Here is a 22684-nt window from a genome sequence, read left to right on the forward strand (position 1 = left end):
TATATATTTAAAAATGTTATTAAATAATTTAATAAATTTAATGTAGGTTACATATGTGATGTGTAATTCATTCTAATTTATTAACTGATGAAAAATTAGTGGGTATGTTCAAATCCTTTTAACGCCAATTATCATTTGATGCGGTACAGTTTTCCCTACAGGTTCAAGTAATGTAGGTAAGATTCAAGATGTGGAGTAAGATGGATTCGTATGATATAATCGCCAAAATGTACTAGTAGGAGTGACAAGTCTCTGTTGAATGATGAAGTATTAAATAAATGTCGTTTATTAGGTTTTTACACACCTCTATATATTTCTAGAGGTATAATGGCATACTATGCTGAGGATCCTACTCAAGACCTTGATCAAGGTCTTCAAGCAAAAGAAGGAATAGAAGTTATTTTGTTATCTATAGGTATCTCTATCGATATTAAAGAGTTTGCTAAAGCTATTAACTTTGATTTATTCTTATCATCACAGATTGAGTGCTGCTATTCTAACAATCCAGTGATGAAAAGTATTATTAAAAGATATGGAACCTCGTCAGTATATTCTAAAATGTATGAGTTCGTTCAGTCTACATTTATGGTTTCGCATTTTTCAGATATGGTTTCCAAGTCATTTTTATTCGGAAATAGTAATGATGTTCCTGAAGAGAGAAAGGATTTACTTTTATCAGAATATAATCATGGAATTGAAAGTATAATATATTATATAGAGATACTTGATAATGAATATAAATCACTAATAATGAAGTACTACCCCGATCTAATTGATAATTTGGATGTTTTATTCTCTGTGAGAAAAACTAAAGATTTGTGGGATAAAGAAAGTCTTATTACATTTAATGATCATGTAAATGAATTTTTGAATAAGATACTACCTGAGTATGGGGAAATCGAAGAAAGAGTAGAAAAGTATCGAGATTTATTGAAGCGATTGAGTAGTTGTAAGAGAGGGAAGAATGATTCAAGGATATATGAAGAATTGTGTCTAGATGCTCTAAATTTTTTATTTATTCCTCCATTTAAAAATGTTTTAACACAAGTTCGAAATGAGTCTGGTGACATAAGAAGAGATGCGGTTATTCCTAATAATCAAATCATGGGTTTCTGGCATTTAATTCGTACGGAGTTTAACTCTAAGCATATAATATGCGAATTTAAAAACTATAAAACTGTTGTGGGTCGCGAAGAGTTGAATCAATTGAGGCTATATCTTTCTAGACCAACTGTTGGTAGATTTGGACTATTATTCATAAGAAATAAGCCAAGTTTGAAGCTTATTGAAGCTCAACGAAGGGCCTATGAGGAGGCAGGGATTTTAATTTTAATTATTGATGATATTAATTTTGAAAAAATGTTGAAAATGAGAGCATATGCTGGATCAGCTGATGAAATTCTAGAGATGTTAAAAATGAATTTCGAACTTAGTTACTGAAATATATATCTTGATTTATGAGTATCTCTAGCTTCACATGTCAAGTGCAAACAATCAATAAAATAAAAATGTACATATGATTCTCTATTTTCAATAAATACCTGCCTTGTAAAGCCCCGACCAATCATGGTCGGGGCTTTACAAGGATTTTCAGCCATTTTGTCGAATGATAGACGAGAAGTTCGAAACAGCGAATGAAAGGTAGGTGCCGTCGTGGATACGAGGTTGTGGATGTCAGTATTGCTATGCTTTGCGACGGCGCTGATGCTGTTTGTGTTGTTCCTATCCTATCGCAAACGCCATTTGCAGGTGGCTAGGACGATGGTTTATATGATGGCAGCAGCATCCTGCTATGCGCTTGGCTATGCCTTCGAAATTTTGAGCGTTACCTTGGACGGCGTAAAATGGTCACTTCAGTTCGAATATTTAGGCATCCCCTTCGTCTCCACCTTCTGGCTGCTGATGGTGATCCAGTTTACCGGGCTTGCAGCCCCTTACCGAAAGTGGCTTGCGCTGCTGCTTTTTCTCATTCCGTCGGCCACATTTCTTCTGCATCTTACTAATGAGTGGCATCATCTTGTGTACGAAGGCTATTTTCCGAACCCGAACGATACCGTTCCGTTGTACAATACATTAAAAGGCCCGTGGTATACGGTGCATGGCGTTTATAATTATACGATTTTGCTGCTGGGCATTTTGCTGTTTATTCCGTTGTATATACGAGCGTTGCCCATTGTGCGGAAGCAGATTGTCCTCCTAACTCTCGGAGCGGCCGCGCCGATGCTGTTTAATATTGGCTATATGTTTAATACGATCATTGACTTTACACCGCTGGGGTTCGCTGTATCCGGCGTCATCTATGCTTGGGGGATTTTTCGGTTCGGACTGCTTCGTTTAACACCGCTTGCTTATGCCAAAATGTTTGATACCGTTCGCGACGGCGTCGTACTGCTGGATTATGACAATCAGATCGTGAACCACAATCGCGCGGCTGAAGAGGTATTTCCTGAGCTGATGCAAACTAGAAGCTTCCCTGCCCTCAGCAAGGACATACTAGCGACCAGTCCTGAACTGCTTCAGCGAATATCGGCAGCGGATTTTCAGGATGAGCGCTTTCCTCTCCAGCTGTTGCTTGGCGATCGGCAGATGTATTACATTTGCAGCTTAACTTATATTTACGACACGGGGACGACCCCGATTGGCAAAATGCTGATGTTCAGCGATATAACGGAGTTGAAGGAGAATGAGGAGCGTCTGCGAGAAAAATCGCAGCAGCTGTCCCAACTGAACGCCTTTAAAGATAAGCTGTTTACGGTCATGGCTCACGATATTCGCGACCCCATTGCCCTTCTCGTTAGCTTGACCGAGCTGCTGGGCGAGGAGCCTACGGATACCGATATTGCCAGCGCCGAGGTTTTTCAAGAGATTAGACGGCAGGTACGCGGCACCTTCCATCTCGTCGACAATTTGCTGGACTGGTATCGCAGTCAAAATGGCGAGGTTGCGTTCCGGCCGCAGGCCTGGAACCTGCAGCAGGTTATCCGCCAAGCTTTATCGCTGGCAGGGGCCAGAGCGGCGATGAAAAACATTCAAATTTCCGAGCTTGTCGATGGGAAGCTGACGGTGAATGCCGATAAGGAAATGCTGGATCTGATTTTTCGAAATTTGCTGTCTAATGCGATTAAATATACGGATATCAATGGGAAGATCGAGGTCAGCGCTTCTATTGAGCATGATGTGGTAACGGTATCCGTTAGCGACAACGGGAGCGGAATGGATGAGGAGACGGCGCGGCTGCTGCGTCAGGATGAGCTCTTTTTCAAGGAGCCTGGCTTTGCAAGTGGAGAGGACGGCAGCGAAATGAGATTTGGTCTCGTATTGACCCGGGAGTTTCTCCGCATGCATGGCGGCATGCTCCGGTTCGAAAGCTCGCCCGGGCAAGGAACGACTTTCCAGTTTACATTGCGAGGGGCCGTTAGCAGCGGGGCTGGAAGCGACAGCGAGGAAACGGTGGTGAACGTTTATGAAAGTCATCTTAATTGACGATGAGCCTGTCATGCATTTAATTATGCGGAAAATGCTGGCGAAATATGCGGAGCTGCAGGTTGTCGGGGCATTCGTGAATATGCATGCCGCGGGCGATTTTCTCGCTGAAAATACCGATGTCGAGCTGGCGTTCGTTGACATATCCGTGCCGGGCGACAGCGGGCTTGCGTTTGCTTCCAAGCTGGACAAGGCGGGCAGCAAAACACAAATTGTGTTCGTCACCTCGCATAAAGACTATGCGGTTGAGGCATTTGAGCTGTCAGTGCTTGATTATTTGGTGAAGCCCGTCACGCAGGAGCGGCTGGAGCGGACGATTCATCGCGCGCTTGAAAGCAGAAGGATGGTAGGGGATTCCCTTACAGCAAGCGCCCAAATTCAGAACGTGAACCGTGTCAGCATTACAGCTTTAGGCGACTTTTCCGTGCGAAATGAACGGGGACGCGTAAAATGGATTTCCAGCAAAAGCGCCGAGCTGTTTGCCTACCTGCTGCTGAACCGTGGTCAGCGAATTTCGCGTGCCAGGCTCGTTGCAGATATTTTTGCCGGGATGACGAGTGTAAATGCTGAAAAGTATTTGAATACGACGGTTTATCAGCTCCGCAAATCATTAGAGCCGTTAGCGCTTCGGGATGCTATTCGCTCGGAAAACGACGGCTACGCACTGGAACTAGCAGATGCCATAATTGATTTTGAAGAGTTCGAGCGTCATGCGGTAAAGTTTAAGCAGGTTGACGCCGCTACTGTGGAGGACGCGCTGAACGTGGAAAGGCTCTACACGGGGGAGCTGTTCGGCAGCAAAGCCTACGTCTGGGCTATACACGAGACAGAGCTGCTGGCAGAGCTTTACACCTCGTTCGTCAAAAATGTAGTGGAGACACTCTTCGTTCTCTCCAATACGGCCGCAGCATCGAAGCTGCTGCTAAAGCTTTATGCACAAAATCCCCTTGATGAATCCGTCCTGAGCTTGCTGCTCCGCAAGCATGCGCAGGACGGAAACAAGAAGGGGCTTACAGCCCAATACACCGACTATGTGAGATTGATCAAAAAAGAGCTCGGCATTCGTCCATCCAAAGCGTTGCTCCTTTTGTACGATTCTCTGGTCAGTGAATTATCTGATAACGCAAAATAATGAAAGGTATATAATGAAAGGTATGACCTCGGCCTACGTTGACGCACGCTGACCTATGCTCTAACAGTTTCCGGTCTTGTATACATATTCAGCTCCTGCAGCCGGATCAGCACCTTGCCATAACGTCCGCTCTGATGTATGACCACTTTGCCGTCAGGATAAGTACGATGCACATATTCGGTAACGGTTTGGCGGGTAGACTCATCAGGATTCAGATTATGGGTTTTCAGCGCTTGCATGACTTCCTCTATGGCCTCTTCATAAGTGGACTCGGTCGTTTTGGTTTCTTTCGTAATAATGGATTCAAACGAATAACCCTTCAAATAGAGCAGGTGGGTCAAGTAGGCCATATCCGAGCTTTCCGGATGAACCTCGCGGCCCGTCAGCAAAGGAAGAATGGCTTGGAGCAGGCTATGCTCTCTAGGCCCTGCACCTACACTAATGTAGCAATATTTGCGAGCGGTACTGAGCACCCGTTCCACGCTTTCCCAATCGACAATGACTGGGCACATGGACACAAATACGAGATCATAGGCGTTGTTCCAGCCCCTTGCGTCAATATCCAGCTCTTCAAACACATCATGTACTAGCTCTACTTGCCCCTGATCAAACCTTGCTGTATTCTCCCTGAACAGCTCGCTTAACGGAACATTAGGCTCCACAGCTGTCACGCGTGCTCCTCGGTCAACGAAGGGCACCGTAAAACCGCCCGAGGCAGCTCCGATATCGAGTACGGACAGCCCTTGGAAGTCCACACCTTGCCCTTCTATCCAGCGAATAATTCGCTCGCTTCTATGTCTTCCTTCTGCACTGAATACCTCTGCATTAAAGATCTTTGCTTTATGGTCAAAGGATGTACGGCCAATGCCGGCCTTCTTCATTTTATTGCCCGTCGCGTTCGGGTCCTCCGTCCAAGCTTTCTCCCACACAGCTGCATTAAACAAGTCATTGCTCATATCTCGTCATTCCTTCCTTAATTATAATATGGTTTTCATTTCGTAGACTTTAAAGACTCTGTATATCTACAATAACCTTTAACGGAACGAAAAGCAAATTCTCTTTTTTCGCCTCAAGCACAGTGACGTGTTTCAAGACATACTCAAAAATAAAATGGAACCGGACAAATAACGTGGAAGTACTTAGAGTATAAATAGAATCTAAAGCAAGATTAGCAACATTTAGGAGCTTGTTCGGTTATTCTCTGTTAAAATTAAATAGGCAGGCGAATGATGCTGCTGTTTTTTACAAATGGAGACAAGTTACCGCATTCGTGGAGGAATTATTTATGGGGAATAATTCGAAATATTTGAAGCTGCTCGGACTCATTGGCGGAGTTGTCGCCCTAAATATCGTTATTTTGTCACCGGGGCTTGTCGGGGTGGTTATAGGGGGTGAAAGTGTTCTTGCAACCGCTTCAGGCGTAACCTTATTGTTCAGCAGCTTTCTGGTTCTGACTTACGGAAGCTATACGCTGCTGCTCAAGCCGGCTTCGGTGCCGCAGCTCCGTTCGATTGCAACACGTGAGGATTTCATGGCGGCGCTTTCCTATTACAAAAATGTCAAAGTGCTGCACAAGGACATCGCCGTGGCCCTCGACCAACTGGAACGGATAGCGAAGAAGAGAGCGATCTTGTCCGATATTCTTGGTCAAAGATTTGAGCAGACGGAAATCAGCTACAAGAAATTCGACTCCGTCATCGTTGAGGTCGAGAAGCTTTTTTACTTGAATATTAAAGGGATGCTGAATAAGCTCGGCGTGTTCGATGCTGCTGAGTTTGCCTCCTTGGAACGGCAGCGGAGCACGGGGAAGTTCTCGAATAAGCTGATGCAGGAAAAAATAGAGCTTTACCAGCAATACCTGGACTACGTGTCCGGTTATCTGGGAGCGAATGAAGAGATTTTGCTGAAGCTGGACCGCTTGGCTCTCGAAATTTCACTGCTGGGGAGCACAGATTATCGGACGGTCGAGGAAATGCCCTGCATGAAGGAGATCGATGTATTAATAAAGCAAACCAAATTATATCAACAATGAGAAGGTGACGCAGATGGCGAGTAAAGGAAAAGCTTTTGTAGTTTTGGCACTTATTGCGATTGTTGTTTTTGCTCTCGTTTACTTTGGGATTAGCTTGACCTCGAACATAGGCAAGACGGATACGCAGATTTCGTCGGAAGATGCCAGCAAGCAGCTGAATAAGCTTTATCAAGGCATTTCAGTTACGACTGCGGAGCCGGTCAAAGGACAGATCGACCTTGATCCTGCCGATGTCGGCGACTCCTTGCCGGATATTTCGAAGTTCCCCGTATCGGTTGAAAATACGACAGACCAATTCGTCGAAATTTTTTCCTCCACCGAGAAATCAGGTACGGAAATGGATGGCTGGCTGAACGATGTCGCCACCGCTTTTAATCAAGCGAAGATTAAAGTGAATGGGAAAACGGCTTCGGTCAAAATCCGCAATATTGCTTCTGGCACTGCAACGGATTATATCCGTTCAGGCAAATATGTGCCGGATGCGTTCACCCCGTCCAACGAGCTGTGGGGCGAGATGGTCGCAGCGAGTGGCGTTCAAACGAAGCTCGTGTCTAAACGGCTCGTAGGCAATGTAGCGGGAATCGTATCCACTCAAGCGAAATATGATGAATTGATTGCCGAATATGGCTCGCTTAATGTGAAGACGCTGACCGATGCCATTGCAAGCAATCAGGTGGCGATGGGCTATACCGACCCTTTTGCCAGCTCAACGGGCCTCAACTTTTTAGTGACGTCCCTCGCGACGTTTGACAGCCAAGAGCTGCTGGGCGAGAAGGCGGTGCAAGGCTTTGAGAAGTTCCAGGCCAATGTTCCATTCCTTGCCTCGACTACACTGCAAATGCGTGAGGCTGCTAAGACGGGGATGCTAGATGCTTTTGTACTGGAATATCAAACCTATGTGAATGCGGCGGATTTCCAGAGCGGTTACGTGTTTACGCCTTTCGGCGTCAGACATGACAGCCCGCTGTATGCGCTCGGCAAGCTGCCGAAGGATAAGCAGGACATTATCCAGAAGTTCGCCGATTTTGTTACGCAGGATAAATACCAGAAGGCTGCTGAGGAAAAAGGCTTTAATGGCCTGAATGACTACAAGTCCGAGATGGAAGCTGTGAACGGCAAAACGCTGGCTTCCGCGCAGAAGCTTTGGAAGGAAAAGAAGGATGGAAGCAAGCCGATTGCCGCTGTTTTTGTAGCCGATATTTCGGGCAGCATGGGCGGCGAGCCGCTTAATCGCTTGAAGGAATCGCTGCTTAAGGGGCAGAAATTTTTGGGCAGAAACAACAGCATCGGGTTCGTTTCGTATTCCAGTGACGTGGCAATCAACCTGCCAATCGGAAAATACGACACCAACCATCAATCGATGTTTGTTGGCGCAATCAATAGCTTGCAGGCGAGCGGAGGAACGGCGACCTTCGACGGCATCGTCGTTGCCATGAAAATGCTGCAAGATGAGCTTGCTGCGAACCCGGATGTGAAGCCGCTCATTTTTGTGCTAAGCGATGGGGAGACGAATGAAGGGCATTCGCTGAAGGATATTAAAGGGCTTATCGAAACGTACAAAATTCCGATTTACACCATTGGTTACAACGCGAATATTAAGGCGCTGCAAAGCATTTCGAGCATTAACGAGGCGGCAAGCATTAACGCCGACACCGACGATGTCGTCTATAAAATTGGAAATCTGCTGAACGTTCAAATGTAATTTTACAGTACCGTTTTATGTTGAAGAGGAGGGGTAGCCATGTCATTTACGATGGAAGTGGTCAGTGAGGAGAAGCTGAAATCGGTCATTGAAGAGCAGGTAAAGCCTGAGCCTGAGGAAGTCACCCAGCTGCGGGAGCTGGCGACGAGCAATGTGTCGACGATTTTGGAGCTGGATTTGGATTCACTCGAAAAACGGAAGGCGATTTTGCAATCGATTGACCAGTTTGGCATTCAGTCGATGAGGTCTTCCTCGGAGAAAAATTCGCTGCTGCAGGTGGCGGTTGGCCATTTGTCTCAAACGGGCGATGAAGGCGGCCAAGTGGCGAAAGGTTTGACGGAGCTGCACATCCAGCTCAAGGATCTGGACCCGAGCGTCGTCGATTTTGCCAAAAGCGGCGTGCTCGGCATGTTTTTTAATCCGCTGCGGCGTTATTTTGCGAAATACCAGAAGGCGGATACGGTCATTTCGGGCATCATTTTATCGCTGGACAAAGGCAGTACGATACTTAAAAATGACAACACTACGCTGGAACTGGAACAGCACGCGCTTCGCGAGCTGACGAAGAAGCTGCAGAAGGAAATCCAGCTTGGCATGCTGATGGATGAAGGCATTGAAGCGCAGATTGCAGCAGCCAAGTCACGTCAGGAGTCGGAGGATAAAATCCGTTTCATAACCGAGGAGGTACTGTTCCCGCTTCGCCAGCGCGTCATGGATTTGCAGCAGATGCTCGTCGTGAACCAGCAGGGCATTATGGCGATTGAGGTTGTCATGCGCAACAACAAGGAGCTGATCCGCGGGGTAGATCGGGCGAGAAACGTCACCGTTTCGGCGCTGAAAATCTCCGTTACCGTAGCCAGCGCGCTCTACAACCAACGAATCGTCCTGCAAAAAATCGAGCTGCTGAATCAGACGACCGATAGCCTGATCAGCGGCACCTCCAAAATGCTGAAAAACCAAGGAGCCGCGATCCAAAAGCAATCGATGGAAGCGAATATCTCCGTCGATACGCTAAAGACGGCTTTCGCTGATGTGCTTTCGGCGATGGACTCGATCAGCACCTACAAGCAGGAGGCGCTGCCTAAAATGCGCCAAACGATCCAGCAGTTCAGAGAGCTGGCGGATACCGGCGAGGTGCAAATTCAGCGGCTGGAGAAGGGACAGAGGCTGGGATTGTAGAAGAGGATGGAGAGCAGGGGCAGTAAGTGTGAAGAGCCCCTGCTCTTTTTTTTCAAGTAATCATTTCCTGAACTATCATAAAGAATGGAGAATAAGCGATGATTAACTTATCCCTAGAGATTCAAAATGCCGACGGAGCGGTGCTTGAGACCCGTACGGACAGCGAACAGGTATATTTGGTGTACAAGCAAGCTTACGAGCCTGGAAATGTAATCGTTCTCAAAAGCTCGAGGGCCAATGTGCATCTGGTCATTCAGCTGGAGGATTCGATCAATCCGGCCTTCATTTATTTGAAGGGCGAGGAGTACCGCTACATCATTCCTTTTGATGAAAAAAGAGTATCTTACTCACCTAAATCGTTTACGGGCGACATCCATGTGCTGACTGCTCGCCTGGCAACCGACGAGGAAATAGGCGCTTACAAAAATGTAGCGAAAAATGAATATGACCAGCATGCCAACGACACTTGTTTCCCTCATGCTACCGCTAATGTCGAGACGCGGGGAGAGGCCGTATTTGCGGCACGGAACGCCATTAATGGGAATGCCGCGAATGACTCGCATGGCGAATGGCCTTATGAATCATGGGGAATTAACCAGAGAGCGGATGCGGCTATATCAATTGATTTCGGACGCACCGTAGTCGTAGACAAGGTCGTCTTAACGCTGCGAGCCGATTTTCCACATGATAATTATTGGGAAAATGTGACGCTGACGTTTTCGGATGGCAGCTCGCATCAGGCCAGCCTGATCAAAACCCATAAACCACAAACGATTCTGCTGGAATCCAGAGCGATTGACCATGTAACGCTAAGCGAATTGAAAAAATCATCCGATCCTTCACCTTTCCCGGCTTTAACGCAGTTTGAGGTGTTCGGAAGAGAAGCCTAAGAGCGGCATAGCTGGACGCCCGGTCTGGGTGCAAATACATGCATCGACCCGAGCGGATTAGGCGGATTCAGAAACAAAAAATCAGTTAGACGAGAAGAGTACCGTAAAGGTGCTCTTTTGTCGTTTGGCAGACGGTTCACAGCATTGACACCTCTTGAGAAACTTAATAGAATGAAGCAGGCACTACAAAACTGCCAGTATTCCATGCAGAACACTCAGCTAATCCGCTGGCAATTTTGACTGGAGGTTTATTGGTTTAAAATGAATCTAAAAATGATCGCAATCGGCGCCTACGTTATGCTTATTTATTGGCTTTCCTTGCATTTTACGTTTCTCGATACTTTATTTTTCCCTACTTTGGGGGCTTTCAGCTTCCTGTTCGTTTCCCGGTCATTCCGTTATACGGAGATCAGCAAAATTACATTAGGCGCGTTTATTTCGTCAATCGTCGGCACGCTGCTTTTCTTCATCTATCCAAGCGCGATTTCCTTATTCGTGAATGTGTTGATCACAATCTGGATGATTACCAAATTTAAATGGAATGCTCCGCCTATTGTAGCGGTGTCGCTCATACCGTTCTTTTCCCACTCGACGCATCTTTGGCTCATTCCGATATCCGTATGCGCGGCTCTGCTCGGCTTGATGCTGATTTTATTCCTTGCCGAATGGGCGGAGAAACGGCTAAGCCCATTGTTTTCCCTGACCAAAAGAAATGGTGTATCTGTTGAACCGGAATAATTCATTTATAAATTCTTATCAATTGTGTGAAAAGTATTCACTCGCAGGGCAGGTAGTTTTATAATATAATTTGTGATAACATATAGTATTAGATGAGGAATGTGAACAAGGATAAAATTATTCCGTTCATGCTTATAGATCTGTCGTTTATAAGCGTTGTTTTAAGCTGTAGATCAATGGGCATGATTGAAAGTTCTATTCATTAAATTGCAACTACACTGAAGGAGGATTTATCATGGCATTGGTTTCGATGAAAGACATGTTGAACAAAGGTTTAAAAGAAGGTTACGCGGTTGGTCAATTCAACATCAACAACCTGGAGTGGACGCAAGCAATTTTGGGCGCAGCTCAAGAAGAAAAATCCCCAGTTATTTTGGGCGTTTCTGAAGGCGCAGCACGTTACATGGGCGGTTTCAAGGTTGTTACTGCAATCGTTAAATCCCTAATCGAAGAAATGAAAATCACGGTTCCAGTTGCGATTCACTTGGACCACGGTTCCAGCTTCGAAAAATGTAAAGAAGCAATCGATGCAGGCTTCACTTCCGTTATGATCGATGCTTCCCATTCCCCATTCGAAGAAAACGTAAAAACAACGAAGCAAGTTGTTGAATATGCTCACGAGCGCGGCATTTCTGTTGAAGCTGAACTGGGAACAGTTGGCGGACAAGAGGATGACGTTATTGCTGATGGCGTTATCTACGCTGATCCACAAGAGTGTAAACAACTCGTTGAGCTTACAGGTATCGATTGCCTAGCTCCAGCACTTGGTTCCGTTCACGGTCCTTACAAAGGCGAACCAAACCTGGGCTTCAAAGAAATGGAAGAAATTTGCCAAACAATCAAGCTGCCATTGGTATTGCACGGTGGTACTGGTATCCCTACTGAGCAAATCAAAAAATCCATTTCCCTTGGAACAGCTAAAATCAACGTTAACACTGAAAACCAAATCGCGTTCACTAAAGTTGCTCGTGAAATCCTGACTTCGGATTCCGAAGTATTCGATCCACGTAAATTTTTGGCTCCAGGCCGTGAAGCGATCAAACAAACCGTTATGGGCAAAATTCGCGAGTTCGGTTCTTCCAACAAAGCGTAAGCCTATATATAAATGAAAAAGGGCTGGTCCGGCTGCTGCATGCAGTTGGACTAGCCCTTTTTTGCTGTATACCTTACTCTTTTCTTAACGATACGACGGAAGCCAGCTGCCATGCGCTTCAATCAGCTCATCGCAAAGCGAGACAATGTCGTCCATCGACAATTCCGCCGACGTATGCGGGTCCAGCAGAGCGGCGTGATAAATATGCTCGCGCTTCAATGTTTTGGCGGCTTCAATCGTGAGCAGCTGTGTATTAATATTCGTGCGGTTTAACGCGGCGAGCTGCGGTGGAAGGTCGCCAACAAAGGTTGGCGTCACGCCGGAACGGTCAACCAAGCAAGGCACCTCGACGCAGGCTTCCTTCGGCAGGTTCGTAATGAGGCCAGTGTTCATCACATTGCCGCCGATTTTATAAGGATTATTCGTTTCGATTGCTTCCATAATATGAGAAGCATATTCGCGGCTGCGCGTATGCTCAATCTTCTTATTGCCAAGCATCGAATCACGTCTTTCTTCCCAGCCTTTGATTTGCTCAATGCAGCGGCGCGGGTACTCATCAAGCGGAATATTGAAGCGTTCAATCAGCTCCGGATAGTTCCTTTTAATGAAGTACGGATGGTATTCTGCATTATGCTCGGAAGATTCCGTTACATAATAGCCGAATTTCAGCATGAGCTCGTAGCGTACCATATCGTGGTGCTGCTCCGCTTGTTTTTCCGCTGCGCGCCGTTTAATTTCCGGGTACAAATCGACGCCGTCCTTCGTTGCTTCAAGCAGCCACGCCATATGGTTAATGCCGGCGATCCTCGTTTTGACACCTGCCGTATCGATGCCCAGATGCTCGAATAGATGCGGTACACATATTTGTACGCTGTGACAGAGTCCTACAGCCTGCAAGCCGCCTTGCGATATGAGCACATTCGTCAGTACAGCCATTGGATTGGTGTAGTTGAGGAACAGGGCGTCTGGACAAACCTCCTGAATATCTGCTGCAAAATCAAGCACGACCGGAATCGTACGCAGATTGCGGAAAATGCCGCCGATGCCAACCGTATCGGCAATCGTCTGGCGCAAGCCGTATTTTTTCGGAATTTCGAAATCGGTTATGGTGCAAGGATCGTAACCGCCAACCTGAATGGCATTGACGACATATTTAGCGCCGCGAAGCGCCTCCTTGCGGTCGGTATACGCTTTAATGATGCAGCTGCTTCCGAGCGACTCCTTCATATTCTGCAGCAGCTGCTCGGATTCACGCAGCCGGCCGCCATCAATATCAAACAAAGCTAGCTCGAAGCCCTGCAGGGCTTCTGTAAGCATGACATCACCCAACACATTTTTCACAAAAACAGTACTGCCCGCACCAAGGAACGTTATTTTTGCCAATGAATTCGCCTCCGTTTATGAATAGCTTTGACTCCTTAACTATAGCCCCGAAGCGGAAGCAGGAACATGGAGTAATTCCTGTTAAACCTGTCATAATGCCTTTACATTGCATGATTTTATTCATCATATTATACTATTACCTGTCATAATGAGGGGGGATGTGGAATGCCTCTGACCGAAGTTAGGCATAATCGGGAGACGCCGCAGCGGCAGATGGAGCTGTTTTTGCGTTTTTTTGGCAAGGAAGAATGTGAGCCTAGACATAGCTGGGGCCCGGGCTTGCGCGACTTGTATATTATCCATTATGTGATCAGCGGCTCAGGTGAATTTAGTACCGGAGGAGAGACGTATCAGCTGACACAAGGTCAGGGCTTTCTCATAACGCCGGGCGCAATTGTCCATTATACAGCGGATGAGGCTGACCCTTGGGTCTACTCGTGGGTGGGCTTTGATGGGCTTCACGCAAGGGCGTTTATGCGGCGGGCGGGGCTCAGTGTATCGCAGCCGATATTTCGCGCCAAGAGGACAGGGGAAGGCCATAGCCGGGGCCAGAGCGAGAGCGAGAGTGAGAGCTGTGAGAGGAGAGGGGAGAGCAATAGAGAGAATAGTGATTGTGCCAATTGGTTTGACACTAGCCATCAGGAGCTTGTGAATGCCCATGAAACGGGCTGTCGGGACATTTTGTACCAGAGCATTTTGTACCGGCTAATTGGAGAGTTGATGGAATGTGCAGACCCTGCATTAGTGGATGCGCAGCCGCTCCGTGCGAACTCCAAGGAAACCTATATCAATGAGGCGATTACCTATATCGAAAATAACTACAGCCAGAAAACAACGGTTGAGCAAATCGCTCACGCTGTTGGCTTGGATCGTACCTATTTGTCCAGCTTGTTCAAGCAGCAGTTTGACCTATCGCTGCAAGCGTTTTTGCTGCAATTTCGAATGAATCGGGCAGTGGAGCTGCTGAGCAGCAAGCAGCTGTCGGTGAGCGATATTTCCCGCTCGGTGGGCTACACCGATCCCTTTCTTTTCTCCAAAATGTTCAAAAAGGTCATCGGCCAATCGCCGCGCCGAACGCGAGAGCTGCTGGAGGAGCAGCAGGGCAAGCTGTAAGAGAATGGGATTGGTCAAAGCGTATCTCTTAATAAAAAAAGGGTGGGCTTTGGCGATTAAGCCAAAACTCACCCATAGAATGCGAGATAGCAAGCGCCGTGCTTCACAGCATGCGGCAGCTTGCTTTGCTTTGATGACAGGCGATGCTAAACAGAATCGCTCCCGCCTGCAAACGATGCGCGGCTCTAACCGCGAGCGGGGACAGCTTTCTTTTTCCCAGCCCGCATGGACAGAAGGAAGCACAGCAGGAGCACGATGCCAGCGGAGGCATACGGGAAGTTGATATTCATATCAAACAGCACGCCCGCAGTGATCGGGCCAAGAATGTTTCCGAGGCTCGTAAAAGCGGAGTTCAAGCCAGCGAGGTAGCCTTGCTGGTCATTTGCCATTTTGGAAATTTGGGTGCCGATGGCTGGGCGCAAAATATCGACCGACAGGAACAGAAAGAAAGTGACCACGAACACCATCCAGTAGTTGTTGGTCAATAACATCAGCAGAACGAATAGGCCCGCAATAAACAACGACCACGTAATGACGTTCTGCTCGCCAAACCGATTCAAAATCCAGCCGAAAATCGTGACCTGCACAACCGCGCCCGCGATCGAGCCGAACGTAATAATAAAAGCGATGTCGGTTGCTGTAAAGCCGAAGCGATGGTCAACGTACAAGCCGAATACCGTCTCATAATTCGCAAGTCCGAACGAGGCGACAAGCACGATGATTAAGCTGAAAAAATACGGCTGCTTATAAGACGTCAGCAGCTGGGACATAAAGCTGGGTTCGCCAGCCGAAGCCGAGGCTGAGGCCTTAGCCTTAGAGGGGGCTAAAGCGGCAGCCGTTGGAGCGGCCTTCGCCTTGGATTCTGGCAAAACAAGCAGCGTAACGATGGCGGCCACCCCGCCGGCGATGCCCGCTACATAAAAAGGGACGCGAACGCCAAATTCGGCTAAATAACCTCCGATGCCGGGACCAATAATAAATCCGGTCGTAATCGCGGCATTGATATAGCCCATGCCTTTGGCGCGTTCTTCGTTGCTAGTAACGTCAGCGACGTAAGCCATAATCGAAGGCATGCTGAACGCGGCCCCGACTCCGCCAAGTATGCGTGAAACAAACAGCAGCCACGGCTCGCTGACCGCGCCAAACATCCATTCTGAGAGCGCGAACAGCGTAACGCCTGCGACGATCATTTTTTTTCGGCCGAAAGAATCGGAGAGCCTGCCTGCAAGCGGGGAAAATAATAATTGGGCCAAGGAAAAGGCCGCTACCATGAAGCCAAGTATGCTTCCGTTCAAATCCAGCTCTCGCATATAGGCAGGCATAACGGGAATGACGAGCCCAATGCCTGTAAATACGAGCAAAATATTGCCCATCAGAAGGAGTATAGCTCCTCTGTTCCGTAGTAATAATGACATGGTTAAAATCCTTTCACCCTGATCTAGGTTGTTTTAATGATTAGGTTTGGTGCTGCTTAGAGGTTGCGATGCCATAAAGAACAACCTTTATAGCGGTTCTGTAAATGGTCAAAACCTCATCCATCGCATAGGAGCGTCTGGACAATTGATTCAAGCCGAAAAACAAGCTTTCCAATATAATCGCCAAATGCTCAACCTGCATCGGCTCTAATTCGCCACGGTCAATGCCTTCCTGAATGAGGCGCTTGTTGAATTCCAAATGCCGGTCAATCATGACCGTCATCCGTTTCTCAACCTCAGTGGTTTTCTCCTCATGGTTGAAAAATTCATCGGCCGCTTTCGTAAGCGGATGGCTGAAATCATCCATTACACTTTGCTCGACAATGGCGTACAGCTTTTCGGTGGACGTCTCATAGAGCGCCTGCTGCTCATTCCATTTTTGCTCCCATTCCAAATCCCATTCCTCTAAAAGATAGAGAAACAAGCCTTCCTTGCTTTTAAAATGGTAATAAATATTGCCCTTACTGCTTTCGGTCGCCTCTACAATGTCTTCAATCGAAGTCCCTTTATAGCCCTTCTGGGCGAAAAGCGCCCGCGCGGCACTTGCGACTTTCTTCTTCGTTTGCTCGCTTTGCAGCTGTTTCTTGTTCATGAGGCGCTGCCCCTTTCTGTTAATTATACTGAACGTTCGTTCTATAATAATAGCAAAATAATCAGGGGAAATGCAAATGAGAGGTTAAGAGGGTTATATAGTTAAAGAAATACCAAATATTTTATTAACATTTTCATGTTATATGTAAAGAATTTCTGGCCATATGCCGATAATGGAAGAGTAGAATATATAATGGAGGGATTTACAAGTGGTAAAGAGTGATAAATCTTTTGTAGCAGCAATATTGTTATGTTTCTTTTTAGGATCTTTCGGCATTCATCGTTTTTATGCGGGAAAAGTGGGAACAGGCATTTTGATGCTGATTACATTGGGTTGCTTTGGTATCTGGACACTAATCGACTTAATTATGATCATTTGCGGCGCATTTAAAGATTCAGAAGGCCGTGAAATTAAAGCATAACGATCATTTTATAGGTAAAAAGGGAAAAAGAGCTCTCAAAGGAGCTCTTTTTTGCGTCCGCGTATTTAAGTAGGCTGTGCTGATGCTGCCCTTATATTCAAGCCTCTTCTTTTTTAATTTTCGCGGGGTTGTTGATTTTATAAGGAACGGGATGCTTGGTCAGCTTTTTGGCTACAATTTTAGCCTCGAAGGTGATAACATCGCCTACTTCCAGCTCCTGTTTTTTGAGCGTGGCGCTATGGCTGGACCAGGCTTCGCCCACGAGCGTCCCTTGTTCAGTGATGGACACGGCCTCATAAATGACAACCTCATCATCATTATCGGAAAAATGGTTCGGCACCGTCGTAAACTCCTTAACGGTCGCGATCATTTTAACCTTGTCCTCCGGCAGCTCCAGCTTCGGCGCTTTTTCTTTTTTGGCTTTGCTTTTCGGTTTTTCTTCCGCTTGCTCCGCCTTGTCCGCCGCTTCCTCTACTGCTTCTGGAATCGCTGCTGCACTTTCGACCGAGTCGAAAGCAAAGCCTGCTTCCGCAAGCATTTCCTCGACCGTCTTGGCCGAACCCGCATCGCTCTCGCCCACGGCTGCGAAATCGCTGTTAACGTCAGTGCCGTTTTCTACAGCTTGCGCTTCAACGGCTTCTGTTTCATTAATTGCAGCTTCCTCGCCAGTCTCGTCAGCCTCGACGCCGGCCGCATGCTTCGCGCCATAGCTTGCCGCTTGCATTTCCTTCAGGTACGAAGGATGGATGCAGTGCAGCTGATCGTTGCCGAGCTGTATGACGGCGGTCATTTTATCGACGAAACCGACGATGCTGCAAACGATATTCAGGCCGTGGCCTTTATAATAAAAGGTTTTTGTTTTGCTGGCTTTCCCTGAAAGCAGGCCCCACTCCTGGCATTTCTCCACCTGTTCCTCATCATTTTCAAAGAGCTGGTAATTTTGCGGTTCAATTACAAACGCATACTCCATCATATTCCCGCCTTTCCGTCATTCCGGCTAAATTGTTTTAGGTACAACCAGTTTAGCATAAAAATGGCCCATCCAGCATCTTGGCGACCGTGCGTGCACTTGTGGTGAGGCTGGGAGGGTCATTAGCATAAGGAAGGAGATCATCATTCCGCTGTCTAGCGCGAGTGAGGCGGCGCCTCCCATTCACCGTCCGTATGGCGCTGGCGGCGCGAAGCCGCCTAAGCTTCACCGGCCCAGTCCTGCTTCAGCGTGACGAGCTGCTGGAGCGCCGCGTTATCGAGCTCGGTAATCCACGTCTCGGAGCTGCTGGAAATGACATTTTCGCTCAGCTTCTGCTTGGATTCCAGCATTTCGTCGATCCGTTCCTCCAGCGTGCCGAGCGCAATGAACTTGTGCACCTGCACGTCGCGGGTTTGCCCCATGCGGTAGGCGCGGTCGGTCGCCTGATTTTCCACGGCGGGATTCCACCAGCGGTCGAAATGGAATACATGATTGGCTGCGGTCAAATTCAGGCCGACGCCGCCTGCTTTAATCGACAAAATAAAGACGTTCGGCTGCTCGGACGCCGGGAGCGTATTCGATTGGAACCGTTCAATCATCCGGTCGCGAGTGAGCTTCGTCGTGCTGCCGTTCAAATAAAGCACACGCTCCTGAAGCTCCCGCTCCAGAACCCCTTGTAGCAGTTGTCCCATACCGATATATTGCGTGAAAATAAGGCAGCGCTCGCCTTCGGCTCGCAGCTCCTTCACCATCGCCATCAGCCGCTCTAGCTTGGACGATCGGCTAATCAGCGACTCCATTGCGGCCTCAGCGCCGGTCGTGCCACTGGCAATTTCCGCCTCCATCACCTCAAGCGGCATCCCATCCTCCAGTAAAGCGGGATGGTTGCATATTTGCTTGAGCTGCGTCAGCACGGACAAAATCGCGCCTCGGCGCTTGTTGCCCTCCACCCGCTGCACCTTAGCCATCAGCTCATTGACGGTTTGCGTATAAAGCGCACCTTGCTCGGCGGTGAGATGAACGTACGTTTTCATCTCATTCTTATCCGGCAGGTCGAGCTGAATCGCCGGGTCTTTCTTTTTGCGGCGCAGCATGAAAGGCTTGACCAGCCGCTGCAAATCGATAACGCGCTCCGGGTCCTGCTCCTGCTCAATTGGCGTTGCGAAGCGCTTCTGAAAGCCCTGCGCACTGCCAAGAAAGCCGGGATTCATAAAATCATAGATCGACCACAGCTCGCTCAGCCGGTTTTCAATCGGCGTTCCGGTCAGCGCAATGCGATGCTTGGCGGGCAAGCTGCGGATGGCAGCGGCCTGCTTCGTTTGCGCATTTTTAATATTTTGCGCCTCGTCGAGGCAAATCGCTTCCCATGTGCGCCCTTGCAGCAGCTCCTGATCGAGCATGGAGGTCGCGAAAGAAGTGAGAATAACATCCGCTTTGCTGGCGGCTTCGTAGAAAGCGTCGCCCGTCAGCCGCTTGCTGCTGTAATGCAGCATGACGTTCAGTGATGGCGCGAAGCGGCTAATTTCCTTCTGCCAGTTGCCGAGCACCGAGGTCGGGCAAATGATGAGAGCGGCGGCGCGGCCCGTGCCGCTCGTCTCCTTCATCTGCATCAGGTAGGCGATGAGCTGCACCGTCTTGCCGAGGCCCATGTCGTCGGCAAGACATGCGCCAAGCCCGAGCTGGCGCATAAAAGCAAGCCATGAATAGCCTTCCTGCTGATAAGCGCGCAGCGTCGCCTGCAAGCCCGCAGGAACGGGAAGCGCTGGCGCCTCTTTTTGCTGCACGAGCCGGTCCATCATCTCCTGCATATAGCTGTTAAGCTCGACTTCCAGCCGCAGCTGCTCATTTTCATCCTCAGCCTCATCCGCCGAGTCTTCTGCTGCTTCTTCCTTGCGGGCGAAATAGTCTTTCCGCGAAAGCAGATGGAGCTGAAGCACATCCTGGAAGGAGAGCCCTTGGGCGCTGTTCATGCCCTTCATCATTTTGCTGATTTGCTCCAGCAAGCCGGGATCGAGCGTCACCCACTGCCCGCGGAATTGCAGCAGCCGCTCCTGACGGGCAAGCAGCTCCGAAAACTCCGCCTCCGTGAGCGTAAGATCGCCGACGGAAACGCGCCAATCGAATTCAATAATGGCGTCCAGCCCGAAGAAGGAGCGGCCTTTCGCCGGATTTTCCTCTTCCTTGACCTTGGCGCGCAGTTTAGGCTTTTTGCGGCGGGCGCTTTCCCACCAGGCGGGGAGCAGCACCTGCCAGCCTGCTTCGAGCAGGCGGTTGCTGCCCACCGTCAGGAAGCGCCAGACGGAGTCGCTGCTGAGCGGCACTCTCAGCACATCGTATTTCTCGCCTGCCAAATGCTCGTCAGGCAGACTGGCGCGCAGATGATCCAGCCATCCGGAGGATCGCTCGCGCACAGCATGAACCCAAGCCGCCGGAACTTCGCCGGCGACATCGCCATGCTGCGACAGCCTCACAGGCCGCAGCACCGATGGGTCCAGCTTGTCCTGCAGCACGAGCCGCAGCTGCCACGCCTCATCGGTTTCCTCGCCCGGCTCAAGCAGCTGCAGCATAGGGCGGAACGGCGCATGGTCTGCCTTCCAGCCGACGGCCATCAGCCAGCCGGACGCATCAAGGCCAGCGAAGATCGCCTTCTCCTTCACGAACAGCAGCGGATATTCCGCGCGCAAATCGGCGGATGCTGCTTCACTGTTGTAATAGCGCTGGAACACCGCCGCCGAGAAGGCGGCTTCCAGCATGCCGAGAAAGCCATTCGACAAGCGGCCGTCCTTCACTTTCTCCTCAGCAAGCGCAAGCTCGCTTGCCAGCTCCGCCGAAGCGGAGCTGTCCCACACCCATTGCAGCTGTCCGGCTCGCCATGCGGAGTGGCTCGGCAAGTAGCGCTTGGCCTCCGTGTGCTCGTGCAGCAAAGGCGCAAGCCGGATGAGCGCAGCCGACTGCTCGTCCCATTCCCAATGAATATGCGCCAGCAGGCGCTGCTCGGCAAAGAAGGGGAGCACATGCTCCGCGGGAAGCACAACCAACTCCACCTGCTCCATTTGCCGGATTTCAAGCTCGGTCCCATAGGTGGTGGCCGCATGCCAAGCGAATAGGCTTTGCTTGAGGCGTATGCCGGAAAGCAGATCCTGGCGGTCATCCACCGCATACAGCAGCGCATCGCCAAAATCGGTTAAAGCCAAATGTACCGTTATCGTCGTCCATGATGGGCTCTTCGTCAGCTCGGTGCTCATGACAGCAATTTCCCCTTTCGCAGCTCTTCCTGCAAAGCCCGCAAGCGGCTGTAGCGCCCAGCGAAGGCGGTGATGAACGTTTCCCAGCCCGCCTCGTCCTTGCGTTTTTTATACAGCTTCGCTAATCGTTTCAGCAGCTTGACTGCCGATTTGTAGCCGTCCCTGTTTTTCAGCAGCACATAACGCTCGGCGGCTTGGTGATAGAAGGGAAGCAGCAGCTCAGGCGCGTGCTTCTCGATCGGAGCGAACATGGCGACGCGATAATACAGGGGGTCGATGCCTTCGCTTAGCTGGTAATCGATCCACTCCTGCCATTTTTCATAATGATGAAGCTTGTCTGCATAGATGGAGCGCGAGGCGGGCAGCAGGAGCAGCAATTGCTCCCACATCGCTTCCTCCTCCTGAGGCATTTCCGCCAGCACCGCATCCCAATAGGCGAAAAAAGCGTTCAAATGCACGCCATGATGATCCGCCAGCAGGCTCGCGGTTTGCTTCAGCCAGTAGAGCAGCCGATTCCACTCCTTGCGCTGCTCCAGCTCATCCAGCAAGGCATAATAATCATGAATGCGCAGCTTGGATTTGCGGCCCAGCGCGGTCAGCAGCGCTTGCGCCTCCTCGTCGCGCCCTAGCAGAAAGCTCAGCCAGCATTTGGCGAACATCCATTGATAGCGCGTCTGGGCGATTTTCTGCTGGGGCTTTAGCGCCTCAAGGTGTTCAAGCTCCTCCGCAAGCAGCGGGCTGCCGGGCAGGCGGGGATAGAGCCATTTTCTCCAAAGCGCATAATACACAGGTGAAAAATAATCCGCATACCGCTCCTCCGCGAGCAGTCTTCCACGCAAATCCGCCAGCGTTTCCGCCAGGCGGTCCCAAAACGCCGGCTCGGCATCAGCGAGATCCGGCGACAGCTCGAACAGCTTGTTGATGCTGCCCTGCACATCCTCCATCGCGACTCGCGTGTGGTAGCCGACGAACGTGCCCGTATGCAGCTGCTCCATAATAAACAGGAAGCTGTGCAGCTCGAACAGGCATTTCATCGCAGGGGAAAAAGCGGGCCGCGATTGCTTAATAAGCTCAGCTGCGCGGCCAGCATAGTCGCTGTTTCTCGTTTGTGCGGCCAGCGGCTCCAAGCATTGCAGCAGCCATTTTCGCCACTGCGAAATCGGCTGCTCGGGTAGCTGCTGGAGTGCGGCATTTTTTTTTCGCTCGTTCTGTTTATCTATAGGCATCATTCGAATC

18 protein-coding genes are annotated in these 22684 nt (G+C 49.3%); 11 read left to right on the forward strand and 7 right to left on the reverse strand.

Annotated features, from left to right (window positions below; all coding sequences use genetic code 11):
* Positions 1-255 precede the first annotated feature (255 nt).
* From AC50Y5_RS21455 to AC50Y5_RS21465, 3 genes are all read left to right on the forward strand, one after another.
* Positions 256-1440: a hypothetical protein gene (locus AC50Y5_RS21455; RefSeq protein ID WP_494863621.1), complete on the forward strand. Its 1185-nt coding sequence runs from the start codon at positions 256-258 to the stop codon at positions 1438-1440.
* 231 nt (positions 1441-1671) lie between these two features.
* On the forward strand, positions 1672-3483 hold the full coding sequence (locus AC50Y5_RS21460) for a sensor histidine kinase (RefSeq protein ID WP_056032306.1): 1812 nt from the start codon (positions 1672-1674) through the stop codon (positions 3481-3483).
* Complete coding sequence (locus AC50Y5_RS21465; RefSeq protein ID WP_494863628.1) at positions 3464-4615, forward strand: response regulator; 1152 nt, start codon at positions 3464-3466, stop codon at positions 4613-4615. Before AC50Y5_RS21460 ends, AC50Y5_RS21465 begins: the two co-directional genes overlap by 20 nt.
* Before the next feature lie 53 nt (positions 4616-4668).
* Here AC50Y5_RS21465 and AC50Y5_RS21470 read toward each other — a convergent pair whose 3' ends face one another.
* Positions 4669-5571, reverse strand: coding sequence for a class I SAM-dependent methyltransferase (locus AC50Y5_RS21470; RefSeq protein WP_056032300.1), 903 nt, complete (start codon positions 5569-5571; stop codon positions 4669-4671).
* 329 nt (positions 5572-5900) lie between these two features.
* Between AC50Y5_RS21470 and AC50Y5_RS21475 the strand changes: the two genes are divergently transcribed.
* From AC50Y5_RS21475 to AC50Y5_RS21500, 6 genes are all read left to right on the forward strand, one after another.
* Positions 5901-6647, forward strand: a complete 747-nt coding sequence (locus tag AC50Y5_RS21475) for a hypothetical protein (protein ID WP_056032297.1) — start codon at positions 5901-5903, stop codon at positions 6645-6647.
* Positions 6648-6660: 13 nt separating this feature from the next.
* Positions 6661-8349 (forward strand): vWA domain-containing protein, encoded by a 1689-nt coding sequence (locus AC50Y5_RS21480; RefSeq protein WP_056032294.1) that lies wholly within the window; start codon positions 6661-6663, stop codon positions 8347-8349.
* 39 nt (positions 8350-8388) lie between these two features.
* Positions 8389-9528, forward strand: coding sequence for a toxic anion resistance protein (locus AC50Y5_RS21485; RefSeq protein ID WP_056032291.1), 1140 nt, complete (start codon positions 8389-8391; stop codon positions 9526-9528).
* Positions 9529-9626: 98 nt separating this feature from the next.
* The gene (locus AC50Y5_RS21490; protein WP_056032289.1) at positions 9627-10418 is read left to right on the forward strand and encodes a hypothetical protein; all 792 of its coding nucleotides are present in this window, start codon (positions 9627-9629) and stop codon (positions 10416-10418) included.
* A gap of 261 nt (positions 10419-10679) precedes the next feature.
* Positions 10680-11156 carry an HPP family protein gene (locus AC50Y5_RS21495; RefSeq protein ID WP_056032287.1) on the forward strand — a complete coding sequence of 159 codons (477 nt, stop codon included), beginning with the start codon at positions 10680-10682 and terminating at the stop codon, positions 11154-11156.
* Positions 11157-11391: 235 nt separating this feature from the next.
* Entirely contained in the window at positions 11392-12249 is an 858-nt protein-coding gene (locus AC50Y5_RS21500; protein WP_056032285.1) for a class II fructose-bisphosphate aldolase, read from the forward strand.
* A gap of 84 nt (positions 12250-12333) precedes the next feature.
* On the opposite strand, the gene AC50Y5_RS21505 is transcribed toward AC50Y5_RS21500, so the two are convergent.
* Positions 12334-13632: an alpha-glucosidase/alpha-galactosidase gene (locus tag AC50Y5_RS21505; protein ID WP_056032283.1), complete on the reverse strand. Its 1299-nt coding sequence runs from the start codon at positions 13630-13632 to the stop codon at positions 12334-12336.
* Between the two features lie 165 nt (positions 13633-13797).
* Here AC50Y5_RS21505 and AC50Y5_RS21510 point away from each other — a divergent pair, with 165 nt between their 5' ends.
* Positions 13798-14745 carry an AraC family transcriptional regulator gene (locus AC50Y5_RS21510; RefSeq protein ID WP_056032282.1) on the forward strand — a complete coding sequence of 316 codons (948 nt, stop codon included), beginning with the start codon at positions 13798-13800 and terminating at the stop codon, positions 14743-14745.
* Positions 14746-14930: 185 nt separating this feature from the next.
* Here AC50Y5_RS21510 and AC50Y5_RS21515 read toward each other — a convergent pair whose 3' ends face one another.
* Both AC50Y5_RS21515 and AC50Y5_RS21520 read right to left on the reverse strand, forming a co-directional pair.
* A complete protein-coding gene (locus tag AC50Y5_RS21515) occupies positions 14931-16160 on the reverse strand; it encodes an MFS transporter (protein ID WP_056032280.1) in 1230 nt (409 codons plus the stop codon).
* A gap of 40 nt (positions 16161-16200) precedes the next feature.
* Positions 16201-16812, reverse strand: coding sequence for a TetR/AcrR family transcriptional regulator (locus AC50Y5_RS21520; protein WP_056032277.1), 612 nt, complete (start codon positions 16810-16812; stop codon positions 16201-16203).
* Between the two features lie 208 nt (positions 16813-17020).
* Between AC50Y5_RS21520 and AC50Y5_RS21525 the strand changes: the two genes are divergently transcribed.
* On the forward strand, positions 17021-17233 hold the full coding sequence (locus tag AC50Y5_RS21525) for a TM2 domain-containing protein (RefSeq protein WP_056032274.1): 213 nt from the start codon (positions 17021-17023) through the stop codon (positions 17231-17233).
* A gap of 97 nt (positions 17234-17330) precedes the next feature.
* Here AC50Y5_RS21525 and AC50Y5_RS21530 read toward each other — a convergent pair whose 3' ends face one another.
* From AC50Y5_RS21530 to AC50Y5_RS21540, 3 genes are all read right to left on the reverse strand, one after another.
* Positions 17331-18203 (reverse strand): hypothetical protein, encoded by an 873-nt coding sequence (locus tag AC50Y5_RS21530; RefSeq protein WP_056032272.1) that lies wholly within the window; start codon positions 18201-18203, stop codon positions 17331-17333.
* A gap of 218 nt (positions 18204-18421) precedes the next feature.
* Positions 18422-21448: a DEAD/DEAH box helicase gene (locus tag AC50Y5_RS21535; protein WP_056032269.1), complete on the reverse strand. Its 3027-nt coding sequence runs from the start codon at positions 21446-21448 to the stop codon at positions 18422-18424.
* Positions 21445-22677: a hypothetical protein gene (locus AC50Y5_RS21540; protein ID WP_056032266.1), complete on the reverse strand. Its 1233-nt coding sequence runs from the start codon at positions 22675-22677 to the stop codon at positions 21445-21447. The genes AC50Y5_RS21535 and AC50Y5_RS21540 overlap by 4 nt, the downstream gene beginning before the upstream one ends.
* Between the last annotated feature and the right edge of the window lie 7 nt (positions 22678-22684).

Source organism: Paenibacillus sp. JT22N7 (assembly GCF_059383875.1).